The organism is Kitasatospora sp. NPDC048662 (assembly GCF_055587065.1).
Genome location: NZ_JBVJHA010000014.1, coordinates 1 through 13991, shown reverse-complemented (window position 1 = coordinate 13991; position 13991 = coordinate 1). Strand labels below are relative to the sequence as shown.

The following is a 13991-nucleotide window of genomic DNA, read 5'->3' as shown; positions in this document are numbered from 1 at the left end:
AACTTCCGTCGAACGGCGAGGTCAACGCGCCCGGCCGGCGCAGCCGACTCAGCGCACCCAGCGCGCGGGCCGCTTCTCCAGGAACGCCCGCATGCCCTCCTGCGCCTCCTCGGAGCCGAACAGCCGCGCGGACTGGGCGACCAGTTCCTCGGTGTGCCGTTCGAAGGACTCCCGGACGGCGGCGTTGGCAAGGTACTTGGACTCCGCGAGGCCCTGCGGCGAGCACAGCCGCAGCGCGTCCAGGATCGTCTTCAGCGCGGCGCCGGTGTCGTCGGCGGCCTCGGTGACCAGGCCGATCCTGGCGGCCTCGGCGGCGTCGAAGGTCTCGCCGGTGAGGTAGTAGCGGGCGGCGGCGCGCGGCTCCAGCTTGGGGCGCAGCGGCAGCGAGATGACGGCGGGGGCGAGGCCGAGGCGGGCCTCGGTGAAGGCGAAGGTGCAGTCGGGTCCGGCGACGGCGAGGTCGCAGGCGCCGACCAGGCCGAGTCCGCCGGCCCGGACGTGGCCGTCGAGGCGGGCGATGACGGGCTTGGGGCAGTCGACGATGGCGCGCTGCAGGGCGACCAGGCCGCGCGGTCCGACGGTGGGGTCGTCGCCGGTGGCCTCGGAGAGGTCGGCGCCCGCGCAGAACACCCGGCCGGTGTGGCCGAGGACGACCGCGCGGACCTCGGGGTCGGCGGCGGCGTCGGCGAGGCCCTGGGTGAGTTCGGCCATCAGCCGGGTGGAGAGCGCGTTGCGGTTGTGCGGGGAGTCGAGTTCGAGGATGGCGACGGCGTCGGCGGTGCTGCGGCGCAGGAGGGGCGCTTCGCTGGTCATCTGGGCTGGTCTGCCTTCCGGCTGAGGGTGGGTCGGTCGGTGTCCGCCTGCACCCTGGCACGACAGCGGCCCCACTGGCCAGTACCCGCCGGGTACGCACCCTCAGTTCTCTTAAGGTATAGACCTATTGACTGTTAACGGTCACCCTGGGTTGAGTGCTCGGCACACCGCTCGTTCCCCCCACAAGGAGTGACCGATGTTTCCCACCCGCACACTCTCCCCGCACCGCTCGCACTCCCGCCGCGGCAAGGTCGCCGCCCTGCTGACCGGCGCGCTGGCCGCCACCGGACTGGCCGTCCTGGTGCCGGCCCCCTCCACCGCGGCCACCGCCTGCGCGAGCCCCTACTCGGCCTCGCAGGTGTACACCGGTGGCATGACCGCCTCGTACAACGGCCACAACTGGAACGCCAAGTGGTGGACCCAGGGCGAGACCCCGAGCACCGCCGGCAGCGGCGTCTGGGCCGACCAGGGCGCCTGCGGCACCGGCGGCGGCAACACGCCGAGCCCGAACCCCACCGGCACGGTCTGCGCCTTCCAGATCTGGGTCGCGGGCACCCAGTACACCACCGGCACGGTGGTCAAGTACCCGCCCAACGGCCGGTTCTACGTCGCCACCCACGACAACCCGGGCTACGACCCGACCATCTCCACCTGGTACTGGAGCCCGTCCGACTGCGCCGTCGACCAGCCGTCCCCCAGCCCCAGCACCAGCACGAGTGCCACCCCCAATCCGGGCGGATTCGTGGTCTCCGAGGCCCAGTTCAACCAGATGTTCCCGAGCCGGAACCCGTTCTACACGTACAGCGGACTGGTCGCGGCCCTGAGCGCCTACCCGGCGTTCGCGGGCACCGGCTCCGACACCGTGAAGAAGCAGGAGGCGGCAGCCTTCCTCGCCAACATCAGCCACGAGACCGGCGGGCTGGTGTACGTCGTCGAGCAGAACACCGCCAACTACCCGCACTACTGCGACACCACCCAGCCCTACGGCTGCCCGGCCGGCCAGGCCGCCTACTACGGGCGCGGCCCGATCCAGCTGAGCTGGAACTTCAACTACAAGGCGGCGGGCGACGCGCTCGGCATCGACCTGCTGCACAACCCGAACCTGGTGCAGACCGACGCGGCCGTCGCCTGGAAGACCGGCATCTGGTACTGGATGACGCAGAACGGCCCGGGCACCATGACCGCGCACAACGCCATGGTCAACGGTAAAGGCTTCGGCGAGACCATCCGCTCGATCAACGGCGCGCTGGAGTGCAACGGCGGCAACCCGGCCCAGGTGCAGAGCCGGGTCAACGCCTACACCGGCTTCGCCGCCATCCTCGGCGTCCCCACCGGCTCCAACCTGACCTGCTAGGACGACAGCGGCGCGGGCGGCGGTCCTCCACGAACCGTCACCCGCGCCGCCGTCAGCACACGCACAGCGCCGCATCAGCACACGCTCAGCGCCGCCGTCGGAACACGCCCAGCGCCGCGTCAGCACCCGCTCAGCCGTGCCGTCAGAGCACACTCAGCCCGGCCGCCGGAACACGCTCAGCCCCGCCGCACCAGCAGCGTCATCCCGGCGCCCGCGGCGGCGAACATCGCGGCCAGCAGCAGCCAGCCGACCGTCCCGTTGGCGATCACCACCGAGGTGATCAGCACCGGACCGAACATCATCGCGCCCGACATACCGGTGTTGAACACGCCCTGATAGGCGCCCTGCGCGTGCTCCTTCGCCAGGTCGTAGCCCAGCGCCCAGGCGCCCGCCTGGCTGTACACCTCGCCGAGCGCCTGGAGCCCGACACCGGCGGCGATCACCAGCGCAGCGGCCCAGCCGGGCAGGCCCGCGGCCAGCGCCAGCACCGCGCACGAGCCGGCCACCAGCAGCGCGCCGCGCCGGAAGACCCGGGCGGCCGCGCCGATCTCCTCGGTGCCCCGGGTGGCCCGCACCTGAAGGGCGATCACCAGCCCGGTGTTGACCAGCAGCGCGCCGGCCGCCATCCAGCGCGGCGCGTCGGTCTCCCGCACCACCCACAGCGGCACGCCGACCTCGATCATCACGAACTGCAGCGTGATCACCGCGTTCAGGCCGGTCGCCGCCAGGTAGCGCCCGTCCCGCAGCACCGCCAGCACCCCGCCCTCGGCCTTCGCCTTCGCGGCCTGCTCGGCGGTGCGCGGCGGGACGTGCACCATCAGCAGGTACATCACCGCGATCACGCCGTACGTCGCGCCGTCGAACAGCAGTGCCGTCAAGTACGCGCCCCGGCTGTCGAGTTGGAGCACCGCGGCGGCGGCGACCGTGCCCAGCCCGATGCCGATGTTGGTGACCGAACGCAGGTAGGCCCGGCCCGCCACCCGGCCGTCCTGGGGCAGCACCTCGGCGAACAGCGCGCCGCGCACCGCCATGCCGCCCCGGTCGGCGGCGGCCAACAGGCAGGCCAGCACCGCGAACACCGTCAGGTCGTGCACCAGCACGTACCCGACCGAGCACACGCCCTGGGCCACCAGCAGCACCACCAGCACCGGCTTGGGCCCGAACCGGTCGGACAGCCAGCCCGCCGGCACGCCCGCCGCCAACCCGACCGCCCCGGCGACGGTCAGCACCACGCCGACCTGCGCGACCCCGAACCCCAGGATGCGAGTGAAGAACAGCACCGACAGGGTCATCGACAGGCCGTTGCCGGCCGTGTTGATCAGGGTGATCACGGACAGCCGGCGCAGCACCGGGTCCTGGGGCAGCAGCCGGGCGAGCCGGCCGAGAACCTGGCTGGGGGCATGGCTGGGCAACGCGGCCTCGTCGGCCGCGAGTTCAGTGGCGGTCATGATCCGATCAGACCGGGTACGGAGCGCTCGTGGTATTGATTTAGCCCGGGCCTGAATCCTCGGCCCGCACGGGGGGAGCACCATGACGCTGCGGTTCCGGCTGGGCCTGGCCGATCTGGCCGCCACCTATTTCGCCTGCTCGCCGCTCCAGGAGGCGGTGCTCAGTCTGCGGATGTGGACGCACCCGGGCATGTACCCGCACGGGGCGGCGTTCGAGGCGATGCGCCCGGCCTTCGAGGCGCTGCCGGCCGCGCCGCTGCTGCGCGCCCTGGTGGCGAGCAACAAGTACGTGCCGGACTTCCTGACGCCCCGCCCGAGCGTCCCGTTCCCGGACTTCGCGGCCGAGCTGGCCGTCGTCCGCGCCTTCGAACCGGCCCGGCTGCGGAGCGAGTTGGCCATCACCTTCCTGCCGCACGACCGGGAGATCCCGCCGCTGCTCGCCGCCTTCGACGACCGTCCGGCGGAGCTGATCCGGCTGATCACGGACGCCCTGGAGCAGTACTGGACGCGGGTGCTGGAGCCCGGCTGGTGGCCGCGCGCCCGCTCGGTGCTGCACGCCGACATCGTGCACCGCGCCCGGGTGCTGGCCGAACGCGGCGCGGCCGGCCTGTTCGCCGACCTCGACCACCGGCTGCGCTGGACGGACGGGGTGCTGACCATCGACCGGAACTGGGGCTGCGGCGACCTGGAGATCGTGGTGGACCGGCGCGGCCTGGCCCTGCTGCCGACCTGCTTCGCGCGCGGCGCGATCACCGCGATCGGCCCCGGCCTGACCCCGTCGATCAGCTACGTGGCGCGCGGCCAGGGCAACCTGACCGGCCCGGCCGACCCGCCGCCCGCGCCGCAGGCCCTGGAGCAGCTGCTCGGCATGCCCAAGGCCCGCCTGCTGGCGCTGCTCCAGGAGCCCACCGCCACCACCGAGTTGGCCCGCCGCCTGGGCGTCACCCCGGGCGCGGTCAGCCAGCATCTCTCCGTCCTGCACGCCACCCGCCTGGTCACCCGCGCCCGGCACGGCCGCCTGGTGCTGTACGCGCGCAGCCCGCTCGCCGAGCAGCTGATCGGACCGTGACCGGGCGTCAGCAGAAGGCCATGACCGCTCCGGTCTCCACCGAGTGCCGGGCCGCCCGCATCAGCAGCAGGCAGATGAACGACTCGGTGCCGTAGCGCCGCCAGCCCTCGGGGTCCGCGACCTCGCCGTCGAGCACCGCGGTGACCTCGTCCCCGTACGGGTCGAGGCCCTCGGGCAGGCCCAGCGCCTCGGCCACCGCCGTCAGCTCCGCCAGCAGCCGCACCGAGGACCCGAGCATCCCGCCCGACAGCTCCTCGTCGGTCAGCACCGGTCCGAAGTCCACGGGGACGTAGTAGCCCTCGCAGTCCGAGTGGTGGATCAGGTGGTCGAACGGGCCGGCCGGGTCGTCCGGTATGTCGAAGTACGCCTCCCTCAACTCCGGGTCCTCGGAGGCCCGTTCGCCCTCTGCCAGCGGCTCGGGCAGCTGCCCGTTCGCGGCCAGGTGCGCGGCCACGCGGCGCAGCGTGTGCAGCCCCGAGTACCCCCACACGCGGTCGCTGAACCGGGGCCCGTCAACCGGCTCCTGCCAGCCGGGCAGGCCCTCGTGCTCCAGCACGGTGCGGATCGTCACGCACTCCGCGCGGAACCAGTCCGCCACATCCTCCTCGGCGCCGATCAGCGCCCCCACCACCACATCGAGTCCCATGCCGAGGATGCTGCCAGCCGGCACCGACAATCCGCAGATCACGGCCCCAGTCGATCGGCCCCGCGACCCGCAACGCAGACGGATCCGCCCGAGAAGGGAACTCCCCTCCCCGGGCGGATCCATGACCGCGTCGAAGCTACCGCCCCGCGACCGACGCCAGCTTCCGCGCCGCCCGGTGGTCCCGCATGATCTGCGCGAAGGTCGTGTGCCCCTGGGTGGTCCGGGCGAACGCCCGCCACGCCGGGGTGACCAGCGAGACGGCCGCGTGGAACAGGTGCGGGCGCTTCTCGAAGGAGGCCAGCATGATCTTGCCGGCCCGCATCTCCACGCCCAGGCCCGCCTTGATCGCGAACGAGTAGTTCAGCGCCTGACGCCGCACGTCCGCCGCCCCGTTCGCCTCGGCGACCTGCACGGCCCACTCGCCGGCCAGCCGGCCCGAGCGCAGCGCGTACGAGATGCCCTCGCGGGTCCACGGCTCCAGCAGGCCGGCCGCGTCGCCGGCCACCAGCACCCGGCCGCGCGACAGCGGCGAGTCCTCGGCCCGGCAGCGCGTCAGGTGCCCGGACTCCACCAGCGGCTTGAACCCGGCCAGGCCGAGCCGCCGGATGTAGTCCGCCAGGTACTGCTTGGTCTGCTCGCCCTGCCCGCGCGCCGCGATCACACCGACCGTCAGCGTCCCGGAGTCGGTCTTCGGGAACACCCACCCGTACGAGCCGGGCAGCGGGCCCCAGTCGAGGTGGATCCGGCCGGCCCACTCGCGCGAGACCGCCTCGGGGACGGGGATCTCCGCCTCCAGGCCCAGGTCGATCTGGTCGAAGCTGACGCCGACATGACGGCCGATCCGGCTGGCGGAGCCGTCCGCGCCGACCACCGCCCGGGCCTCCACCCGCCCGCCGCCGGCCAGCGTCACGAACACGGTGCGGCTGTCGCCGCCCTGCTGCTCGACACCGGTCGCGGTGACGCCGGTGACCAGCACCGCGCCGGCCTGCTCGGCGGCCTGCACCAGACGCAGGTCGAACTCGTCGCGGTTGACCACGCCGAACAGCATCCGCTTCGAACGCCGGGTGCGGGTCCACTTGCCGTTCAGCGCGAAGGTGACGGCCGAGATCCGGTCCTGCAACGGGAGCTTGAAATCCGGCGGCAGCGAGTCGCGGGACGGGCCGATGATGCCGCCGCCGCAGGTCTTGTACCGGGGGTGCTCGGCCTTGTCGAGCAGCAGCACCCGCCGGCCCCGGGCCGCGGCCGCGTACGCCGCCGACGATCCGGCCGGTCCGGCGCCGACCACCACCACGTCCCACACCCCGTCAAGCAGCGCCGCCCGCTCGGCATCCGCCCCCGCGTCCGTGCTCACGCTCTCCTCCGACGCGGCGTCCGACGGCTCGTCCGACGCAACGTCCAACGCCTCGTCACCGGCGTCGTCGGCAAGGGCCGCGACCGGCTCGACGGGGTCCAGGTCCTGGGTGCTACCGGTGTCAGTCACGGTCGCCCATCCTAATCTGCCCGCACCGGTCTCCGGCCAGGACCCGCCCTTGCCGAACGGCAGCCGGAGGCCGCGTGCCCAACCGGCCTGCCGCCTACCCGCTGTGACGGCACAACCGCAGGTCAAGGCCTTGCCAAGAGCATCCCGAACCGGTTCAGTAAGCCCATGCCGCATATCGCGCTCCCCGCCCCCCACCCCGGAATCCGGGGCCTGCTCGCCTTCAACCCCGCGTCCGGCCTTCGCCTGAGCGAACTCGCCGAGCAACTCCTGCGCGGCGAATCCCCGCTGTCCGTCGGCGAACGCGAACTGATCGCCGCCTACGTCTCCTCCCTCAACTGCACCCGCTACTGCGCGGCCGCCCACGGCGCCACCGCCGCGCACCGCCTGGACGGCGACTTCGACCTGGTCGCCGCCGTCCAGCGCGACCTGGACACCGCGCCCGTCTCCGACCTGATGCGGGCCCTGCTCCGGCTCGCCGGCAAGGTCGCCGAGAGCGGACTGTCCGTCACCGAGGAGGACATCGCCACCGCGCGGGCCGTCGGCGCGGACGACGCGGCCATCCACGACACCGTGCTGATCGCCTCCGCGTTCTGCATGTACAACCGCTACGTCGACGGCCTCGCCGCCCTCACCCCCGACGACCCCGAGGTCTACCGCATGATCGGCGCCCACCTCTCCGACCACGGCTACCTCCCCCAGCCCGGCGAGTAACCCGGCCCCTCCCCCGCCGCCCGGACACCCCGCCCGGGCGGCGGCCCCACCTCACAACTCGCCCAGGAACCAACCCGGTTCGGCGACAAGTGCCGGGCATTGCCCGGTCGAACAGAACCGGCGTCAGAGGCCCTTCAGGACGCGACCGAGCGCCGACCGCCCGACCGGCCCCCAGTTCGGCTTCCCGCCGGGCAGACCGCGGTCCCCGTTCTGCCCCATCAGCATCAGGAACAGACTCTTCATCGCCGCCAGCCCCCGCGCCCGCCGGACCGCCGCCTCGTCGGCCACCCCGTAACGGTCGAAGAACCGCGCGGCCCCACCCGCCGGAAGCAGCAGCCAGGCCGCCGCGAGATCCCAGGCCGGGTCCCCCGCGAACACATCGCCGAAGTCGACCACGCCCGCCAGCGTCCCGTCCGCGACAACCACGTTCGCGGGATGCAGGTCACCGTGCACCCACACCCGCGGCCCCTCCCACCCCGCAGCCGCCACCGCGTCGTCCCACACCGCCCGGACGTCCGTCGCGGCGAGCCCGCCGAGGTCGTCCACGGCCCGCAGAAAGTACTCGAACCCCTCCGTGCACTCCCCGGGGTGACCACCGCGGTCCGCGGAGCCCGGCGCTTCGGCGGGCGCCGCCACGTGCAGCGCCTTCAGGAAGTCCGCCAGCACGTCCGCCGCGTGATCGCCCCGGGTGATCGAACCGTGGTCCAGCGGCGTGCCCTCAACCCACGTCATGACGGTCCAGATCTTCGGAAACCGCCCGGACGGCACCCCGTCCCGCACCGGCACCGGAATCGGCAGCGGCAGCCGCGGGGCGAGAGCCGGCAGCCACCGCCGCTCCTTGAGCTGCGAGTCCGGGCCGCTGTCCATCCGCTGCACCCGAACCGCCAACTCACCCCCGAGCCGCCACATCTGATTGCCCCAGCCGCCCGCCACCTCACAGATCGGCAGCCCGGCCAGATCCGGATGCTGGTCCCGCAACAACGCGCGGACCAGACCCTCGCTCACCTCGATCTCGGCTTCAGTCATGCGAAGTCACGCTACTCGCCACCGGCCCCCCGTGCCCTCCCTGGTTCGCGGCGCAGCGACAACGCCCGCGGGCCCACCCCGTCAGCCCCGCGCCGCACCCAGCAGCGCCGCCCCGACCGCCAGCCCCGCGCCGGCGCCGAAGCACGCCTCGTCCACGACGCCGCGCTCGCCGCGTCGCACCCGCTCGACCGCGCCCAGCAGCGTCGCGGCGGCGAGCAGCGCGGCGGTGCGACGGTCTGCGGACCGCCAGGGCCCGGCGTGCCTGGCCAGCAGGGCGAGGCCGAGCAGCGAAGTGCCGTACTGCAGGGCGGTGTACAGCGGGACGCGCCCGACCCGCCGCTCCAGCACGGGCAGCGCCCGGACTCCGGCCCGGCCGTGATGGGTGAAGGCGTCCCAGGTCAGGTGGCTGACCGCACCGACCGCCACCGCCCCGGCGGCCAGCGCCAACTCGCCTGCGGCCGGCCGGCCCTCGGGCACGGGCCCCGTCCACGCCCCGGGGACGGCCTCGGCGATCGGGCCCCGCCACACCCCGTACCAGGCGGCGACCAGCCCGGCCCCGATCACCACATCGACCGTCCCGGCGGCCCACCAGCGGTGCGTCAGATCTCCGTGCCGGTACACCCCGGGCACCACCGACTCGGCGAAGAACGGCACATCGGGCGCCATCGCCCCGGCCACCAGCCCGGCCGCCACCACCGCCCCCTTCCGACGGGCCCCCCGCAACCCCGGCAGCACGGCCGCAACATGACTCAACGTGAACGGCATACCCGCCATCCTCCCAGCCCCGACCCCCCGCTCACCGGTCAACGCGCAGCCCCGCGACGCACCACACCACTCACCCGCCACCCATACGCCTGGTCAACGCCCAGCAGCCGCCCCACCCCGCGCCCGCAGCCCCGCCGCCCCACGAGGCCCTCTCACCGCGCCGACGCAGCCCCCGTCGCCGCCCGCCGCCCGCCCTCCAAGTACCTCAACTCGCCCTCCGTGCGGGCCTCAAGCGCAGCGACCAGCCGGCGCAGCCGTGTCGCGGGCAGCATCTGCGCGGCTTCCCGGAGGGTGGCGAAGTGCCAGTCACGGAGTTCCCCGGTGGGCAGGCGCAGCCGCAGGACCTCGGAGGGCCCGAGCCGGCCGCCGTCGTAGACCAGGCGCAGGCCGCCACGCCCACCACCGCCGCCCGCGCCGGATTCCCAGTCGACGGCGAGCAGGCGCAGCTCCTCGGGGCGCAGGCGCAGGCCGAGTTCCTCGGCGGCCTCCCGGACGGCGGCGGCGGTCGGTGCTTCGCCGCGTTCGACGACGCCGCCGGGGAACTCCCAGTGCGGTTTGTACGCGGGGTCGACCAGCAGCACCCGGTCCCGGTCGTCGAACAGCAGCACCGCGGCGGCCACGGTGTCGCCGTCCCCGCCCTCGGTCCGCACGATCGGACAGCGCGCGGCGCCGCTGCGCACCACCTCGGCGATCCGCTCAGCCGTCTGGCGCGGCGTCAGCACTCCGTTGTCGATCATCCGCGCGTCACCGGCCAGCCAGCCCCGCGCGACCAGGTACGCGGGCAGTGCCTCCCGACTGCGCTGCCGGGAGCCGGCGTCGCCGAGGACGTCCTGCCGGGTGGCGATCCGGGCCCGCAGAATCGTTTCGACAGGGTCGAGGACCACGTGGTGCACGGGGAGACCGCGCCCGGCCAGCGAGCCGAAGATCTCGTCGCGGTGCTGCTGGCTCAGCAGCGTCATCGGGACGAGCACGGGGCCGGTCGCCTCCCCGGCCAGCGCGGCGGCGGTCTCGGCGACCAGTCGCCGCCATGCGGGCAGCTCCTGCGGGTCCGTCACCTCGGCGAGGCGGCCCGGCGGCAGGGTGGCGCGCAGCAGCGTCCCGACGGTGTCCGGTTCGAACAGCACGCTTCCGGGCAGCAGCCCGGTCAGCTCCCGGCAGGCGCTCGTCTTGCCCGCTCCGAATGCCCCATTGACCCAGACGATCACAGCACCCCTGCCCCTCCGTGCCGGCCCGGCCGGTCCGCCGGGCAGCGCGAGGCCCTGGCCCCGCGCCATCCCAGTGGTACCCACTCCCCGGGGCCCTGAAAGGAGTCCCCGCGAGGACCGGTCCGCGTCCGGGAGTTCCGGCTCACGCGTCCGGGTCGAGCAGCCGCTTCTTGAGCACCTTGCCCATCGCGTTGCGCGGCAGGTCGTCGACCAGCACGACCCGCCGGGGGCGCTTGTGCACCGACAGCCGTTTCGCCACGAAGTCGACGAGCTGGTCCTGCGCCAAGTCGGCCCGCGAGGCGACCACGTACGCGACCACCAGCTGCCCGAGGTCGTCGTCGGGGACGCCCACCACGGCAGCGTCCGCGACCCCGGGATGGTCGCGCAGCGCAGCCTCGACCTCGCCCGCGCCGATCCGGTAGCCGCCGCTCTTGATCAGGTCGACGGAGGCGCGGCCGACGATCCGGTGGAAGCCGTCTGGTCCGATCACGGCGACGTCGCCGGTGCGGAACCAGCCGTCGGAGGTCCAGGACTCGACGGTGGCGTCGGGCCGTCCGAGGTAGCCGTCGAACAGGGTGGGGCCCTGGATCTGGAGGTCCCCGACGCTCTCGCCGTCGTGCGGCACGGGCTGCCCGTGCTCGCCGATCAGGCGGGTGCGCACGCCGGGCAGCGGCACGCCGACCGCGCCGGGCCGCCGTTCGCCGTCGGCCCGGGTGGCGACGGTGATCAGCGTCTCGGTCATGCCGTACCGCTCGGCGGGGGCCTGGCCGGTGAGCCGGCGCAGCTGTTCGAAGACGGGGACGGGCAGCGGGGCGCTGCCGGACACCAGCAGTCGGGCGGCGGCCAACTCGCGGGCGGCCTCGGTGTCGGCGGCGATCCGTGACCACACCGTGGGGACGCCGAAGTACAGGCTGCCACGGGCGGCGGCGTACCCGGCGGGGGTGGGCCGGCCGGTGTGCACCAGCCGGCTGCCGGTGCGCAGCGCGCCGAGCACGCCGAGCACCAGGCCGTGCACGTGGAACAGCGGCAGGCCGTGGACGAGGGTGTCCTCGGCGTTCCACTGCCAGGCGTCGGCGAGGCCGTCGAGTCCGGCGGCGACGGCGCGGTGCGGGATCAGCGCGCCCTTGGGGGCGCCGGTGGTGCCGGACGTGTACAGCACGAACGCGGTCCGGTCGGGGTCGTCGGCGGCGGGCCGCCACTGGCCGCTCGGCCGGTCGCCGAGCCGGACCGGAAGGGCCGTCAGCCCTTCGGTGTCCTCGGGCAGCCGGGTGCCCGCCAGCAGGGTCGCGCAGCTGTCGCGCAGGATGTGGGCGCGCTCCAGCGGCCCGGAGTCGGGCGGCAGCGGCACCACGGGGACGCCGGCCAGCAGTCCGCCGACCACGGCCACCACCGTCTCCGGCTCGGGCCGGGCCAGCACGGCCAGCGCGGGTGCCCCGGCGACCCGCTCGGCGACCGCACCGGCGGCGCCCAGCAACTCCTCCCGGGACAGCGCCCGCCCGTCCACCACCACCGCGTCCGGGCCGTCCCCGAACACACCGTCCAACGCCCTCAGCAACCCCATGCCGTCACCACCCCGTCCGCACGATCCCCGAACACACCGTCCAACGCCGTCAGCAGCCCCATGCCGTCACCTCGTACCCGCCGTCCAGTCGCCTCAGCAGTCCCATGCCGCCCGACTCTACGAGCCGGACCCGCCGGAGTACACCTGCGGCGCCCTCCGCCTGGCGGCGCGTCACCGCCCGTGCTGAGCTGGGGCGTTACCGGATCCCTCCCTTTCCTTTACCGATTCCGGTGGCCGACCGGAACCATCCCCACCGCCCGTCTCGGACTATGGCCCGGCCCCGCCGGTCCCGGTGGGATAGGGGTCCGCCCCGACCGGTCCGGCCGGGCACCGTCTCCTCGAGGAGTCCCCTTGGGCATGCACCCCGCCACCGCGGGTCCCCGACGCTCCACCGCGCTGCGGGCCGCCGCGCTGCTCGCTGTCGGGGCCACCGCCCTGACCGGCGCCACCGCGACCGCCCGGACGGCGGCCGACCTGCACCTGCCGGCCGCCTTCCAGCTGCGCCCCGCCTCGGCCGGGCACATCGACGCGCTCGGCCGGGTCGCGCCGATATCGACCTCGGACTGCGTCTCGCAGATCGGCATCCACTGCTACTCGCCGCTGCAGTACCGCCAGGCCTACAACCTGAACCCGCTGTACCAGCAGGGCATCACGGGCAAGGGCCGCACCATCGTGATCGTCGACTCCTTCGGTTCGCCGACCATCCAGCACGACCTGGAGGTGTTCGACAAGCAGTGGGGCATCCCGGACACCCAGGTCGAGGTGGTCAAGTGGGGCGACGTCCCGGTGTTCGACCCGAGCAACCCGGACCACACCGGCTGGGCCGGTGAGACCACCCTGGACGTGGAGTACGCGCACGCCGTGGCCCCGGACGCGCACATCGTGCTGGTGGAGACCGGCGTCGCGGAGACCGAGGGCGTCACCGGTCTGCCGGAGATGATGGACGCCGAGAAGGCGTTGATGCAGCACCGCGACGTGGACGTGATCTCGCAGAGCTTCGGCGCCACCGAGAACACCTTCCCGGGCTTCGACAAGGGCGACTTCAAGTCCATCGAGAGCCTGCGGTACGCCTTCAGGTTCGCCGCCGCCAAGGATGTCACGGTGCTCGCCGCGTCCGGCGACAACGGCGCCACCGACGCGATGGAGAACGGCACCGACCTGTACCCGTACCGGGTCAACTCCTGGCCGTCGGCGGACCCGCTGGTCACCTCGATCGGCGGCACCCAGCTGACCCTGGACAACAACGGCAACCGCACCGCCCCGGACAAGGTCTGGCACGACGACTACGGCGCGGCGGGCGGCGGCGTCTCCGGCGTCTTCGACCGCCCCTGGTACCAGGCGGGCGTGGCGCACGTGACCGGCAACCACCGCGGCACCCCGGACATCTCGATGAGCGCGGCCGTGGACGGCGCCGCCTGGACGTACGAGTCCTACGACCCGACCCGGGTCGGCTGGCACCTGACCGGCGGCACCAGCGAGGCCACCCCGATCTTCTCGGGCATCGTGGCGCTCGCGAACCAGCTCGCCGGGCACCGCCTCGGCCAGCTCAACCCGCGCCTGTACGCGATGGCCGCGCTGCCCCCGCAGTGGAGCGGCATCACGGACGTCACCGAGAGCGACAACTCCTGGAATGGCGTGACCGGGTACCAGGCCGTCAAGGGCTACGACCTGGCGTCCGGCCTCGGCACCATCGACGCCAACCGCTTCGTGCGCACCCTCGCGGGACGCTGATCGCCACGGCGCGAAAAGGGCGCGGCCCCCGGGACAACTCCCGGGGGCCGCGCCGCAGTTCAGCCTCGACAGGTCAGCCCTTGCGGGCCTTGACCTCGTCGGTGAGCTGGGGGAGGACGGTGAAGAGGTCGCCGACGACGCCGTAGTCGACGAGTTCGAAGATCGGGGCCTCGGGGTCCTTG

The 13991-nt window shown here is 73.7% G+C and carries 12 protein-coding genes and 1 pseudogene; 4 read left to right on the top strand and 9 right to left on the bottom strand.

The annotated features are described in order from the left end of the window. Positions 1–48: 48 nt before the first annotated feature. The gene (locus tag ACZ6R9_RS28715; RefSeq protein WP_380485074.1) at positions 49–813 is read right to left on the bottom strand and encodes an enoyl-CoA hydratase family protein; all 765 of its coding nucleotides are present in this window, start codon (positions 811–813) and stop codon (positions 49–51) included. Between the two features lie 196 nt (positions 814–1009). Here ACZ6R9_RS28715 and ACZ6R9_RS28710 point away from each other — a divergent pair, with 196 nt between their 5' ends. After that, positions 1010–2167, top strand: coding sequence for a glycoside hydrolase family 19 protein (locus ACZ6R9_RS28710; RefSeq protein ID WP_465541309.1), 1158 nt, complete (start codon positions 1010–1012; stop codon positions 2165–2167). A gap of 176 nt (positions 2168–2343) precedes the next feature. Here ACZ6R9_RS28710 and ACZ6R9_RS28705 read toward each other — a convergent pair whose 3' ends face one another. Next, positions 2344–3615: an MFS transporter gene (locus ACZ6R9_RS28705; protein ID WP_465541307.1), complete on the bottom strand. Its 1272-nt coding sequence runs from the start codon at positions 3613–3615 to the stop codon at positions 2344–2346. 82 nt (positions 3616–3697) lie between these two features. On the opposite strand from ACZ6R9_RS28705, the gene ACZ6R9_RS28700 reads away from it, so the two are divergent. Beyond that, positions 3698–4684 (top strand): ArsR/SmtB family transcription factor, encoded by a 987-nt coding sequence (locus tag ACZ6R9_RS28700; RefSeq protein ID WP_465541305.1) that lies wholly within the window; start codon positions 3698–3700, stop codon positions 4682–4684. A gap of 7 nt (positions 4685–4691) precedes the next feature. On the opposite strand, the gene ACZ6R9_RS28695 is transcribed toward ACZ6R9_RS28700, so the two are convergent. Beyond that, entirely contained in the window at positions 4692–5330 is a 639-nt protein-coding gene (locus tag ACZ6R9_RS28695) for a hypothetical protein (protein WP_465541303.1), read from the bottom strand. 136 nt (positions 5331–5466) lie between these two features. Next, positions 5467–6681 (bottom strand): geranylgeranyl reductase family protein, encoded by a 1215-nt coding sequence (locus ACZ6R9_RS28690; RefSeq protein ID WP_465541484.1) that lies wholly within the window; start codon positions 6679–6681, stop codon positions 5467–5469. Between the two features lie 294 nt (positions 6682–6975). Between ACZ6R9_RS28690 and ACZ6R9_RS28685 the strand changes: the two genes are divergently transcribed. Then, on the top strand, positions 6976–7521 hold the full coding sequence (locus ACZ6R9_RS28685) for a carboxymuconolactone decarboxylase family protein (RefSeq protein ID WP_465541301.1): 546 nt from the start codon (positions 6976–6978) through the stop codon (positions 7519–7521). A 123-nt stretch (positions 7522–7644) separates the two neighbouring features. Here the strand turns inward: ACZ6R9_RS28685 and ACZ6R9_RS28680 are convergent, their stop codons facing one another. From ACZ6R9_RS28680 to ACZ6R9_RS28665, 4 genes are all read right to left on the bottom strand, one after another. After that, positions 7645–8547, bottom strand: a complete 903-nt coding sequence (locus tag ACZ6R9_RS28680) for a phosphotransferase (RefSeq protein WP_465541299.1) — start codon at positions 8545–8547, stop codon at positions 7645–7647. Between the two features lie 81 nt (positions 8548–8628). Next, the gene (locus ACZ6R9_RS28675) at positions 8629–9312 is read right to left on the bottom strand and encodes a DUF4184 family protein (protein ID WP_465541297.1); all 684 of its coding nucleotides are present in this window, start codon (positions 9310–9312) and stop codon (positions 8629–8631) included. Positions 9313–9464: 152 nt separating this feature from the next. Next, positions 9465–10517 carry an NUDIX domain-containing protein gene (locus ACZ6R9_RS28670; RefSeq protein WP_465541295.1) on the bottom strand — a complete coding sequence of 351 codons (1053 nt, stop codon included), beginning with the start codon at positions 10515–10517 and terminating at the stop codon, positions 9465–9467. Between the two features lie 142 nt (positions 10518–10659). Further along, positions 10660–12078, bottom strand: a complete 1419-nt coding sequence (locus ACZ6R9_RS28665; protein WP_465541293.1) for an acyl-CoA synthetase — start codon at positions 12076–12078, stop codon at positions 10660–10662. Positions 12079–12435: 357 nt separating this feature from the next. On the opposite strand from ACZ6R9_RS28665, the gene ACZ6R9_RS28660 reads away from it, so the two are divergent. Next, positions 12436–13809: a S53 family peptidase gene (locus ACZ6R9_RS28660; RefSeq protein WP_465541291.1), complete on the top strand. Its 1374-nt coding sequence runs from the start codon at positions 12436–12438 to the stop codon at positions 13807–13809. Between the two features lie 73 nt (positions 13810–13882). On the opposite strand, the pseudogene ACZ6R9_RS28655 reads toward ACZ6R9_RS28660, so the two are convergent. Continuing rightward, positions 13883–13991 (bottom strand): annotated as a pseudogene (locus tag ACZ6R9_RS28655) (electron transfer flavoprotein subunit alpha/FixB family protein); the annotation flags it as partial.